The following is a 1,955-nucleotide window of genomic DNA, read 5'->3' on the forward strand; positions in this document are numbered from 1 at the left end:
CCGGGAATTTAAAATTTTAAGGAGCCGTCATCTATTAAATTATCCATTAACCCCTGCTGTGGCACAGTTACCACGGTTACCAAATTATTTTTGTTGCATATCCTGTTGCTCTAGGCGTTTTAATCCACTTTTTGCCATTAGTAAACAGAGGCTGCTCATTTTTCGCACAGACATTGCGAGAAAATATTCTTTAATAGTTTGGCCACCGATTTTGGAGACCTACAAGAAATCAATAGATATATAAATTGTCTCGTCCTGAAATAACGAGACTATGTGAACATAGTTGAATAAAGCATACAACTATTGCACCAGCGGATAATTGCAATTTCGGACTTTTATCTGTCCTTTATTTACACATTATTTTACCTTTAATACTGGCTTCAGAGACAAGCTCGGAGGTTTAATGGTACTTAATGTTAAGTCCTTCCTGAAATTTGGGCTGGAATGTATCATGTCCCTATCCTTTGTAAGGGCATTTGTTGAATTGACTGGTGATCTCCATATTTCATTGAGAATCCCGAATAGAAAAATTTTAAATTAAATATACATTCCCTGAGGCTTTTTCTTTAAAGTAAAATTAATATCATGAAAGAAAAAGAACTTTCTATGCCGGTCCTGCATCCACATGCTGCAGGGATTGACATAGGATCCCGTAGCCATTTTGTCGCGGTTGATCAAATCAAAGAGAATGTCCGAGAATTTGGGGTTTACACGAAAGATCATGAAATGCTTATTGCCTATTTGAGCAAACAAGGCATCACCACTATCGCCATGGAAAGTACTGGTAATTATTGGCAAACACTGTTTAATGCTTTACAAGTAGCAGGCTTTGAAGTAATGTTAGTAGGCGGATCCCAAACCAAAAATGTTAAAGGTCGAAAAACAGATGTTATAGATTGCATGTGGATTCAGAAGTTGCATTCACTTGGTCTCCTATCAGGTAGTTTCTTGCCCAGCAACGTAATTCAGCAGATACGTACCTACTATAATCATCGGCTTCATTTGCTTGGTCAGGCTGCGAAATACATCAGCAAAATGCAAGGAGCTATGCGACGCATGAATATTAGATTAGATGTAGCCATCCGGGATATAGTCGGTAAGTCTGGTCTGGCGATTATAGAAGGCATTCTGGCAGGAAGTCGTAATCCAGTATACCTTGCTTCTTTAGTGGATATTCGCGTTAAGAAATCACCGGCTGAGATCGCAGCTGCTCTTACCGGAGAATGGCGTGAAGAATTATTATATGAACTAAAGTCTTCCTTCTACTTTTATAAGCAATTCGAGGCGGCAATACTTGATTGTGATCAGCAAATTAGAGATTGTCTGATAAAGCACGCCCCAGCTGGTAATATCACCGATGAGCAACTGGTTTTACTCAAAATGAATAAGAAAAAAAAGAGCAAGAATACACCTGGATTTAAAGTTCAAACTATCGCCTACCAGTATTTCAAAACGGATCTCTACGCTATTTCGGGAGTAAGTGACACGACAGTTCTCTGTCTTCTTAGCAATATGGGCAGCGATATTCGAAAGTTTCCCACCGCTAAAAGCTTTGCAGCATGGCTACGATTAGTCCCGAATAATAAAATAAGTGGCGGACATATCATCAGCAACCATACACCTTCTGGTAAAAATATCATTGCAGAGGCACTTCGCCAGGCAGCTAATTCAATTGGAAATCAGAAAGATCATGAGTTAACCCCATTCTTTAAACGGATTGCCTTTAGAAAAGGACGAATTGCAGCGGTTACCGCAACTGCCCGAAAGCTAGCCGTGATTATCTGGAATATGCTTATCAAGGCGGAACCTTACAGAAAAAATGATATCGAATTTAACACGCAAAAACAAAAATTGAGAATGATAAGACAATTTGAAAAGCGTGTTGTAAGTCTGCAATTAAACTGTATAATACGCACTATAGTTTACCACACTATACGCACCAAAGTTTACCACCC

General features: G+C 39.0%; 1 protein-coding gene. It reads left to right on the forward strand.

Annotation, left to right across the window (positions count from 1 at the left end):
- Nucleotides 1–585: 585 nt before the first annotated feature.
- Nucleotides 586–1,955: IS110 family transposase (locus ACQR30_RS14930; RefSeq protein WP_429736523.1), on the forward strand; the 1,370-nt coding region annotated here is incomplete at its 3' end.

The sequence above is a fragment of the Arachidicoccus sp. genome, from assembly GCF_050436765.1.
Taxonomy (GTDB): Bacteria; Bacteroidota; Bacteroidia; order Chitinophagales; family Chitinophagaceae; genus Arachidicoccus.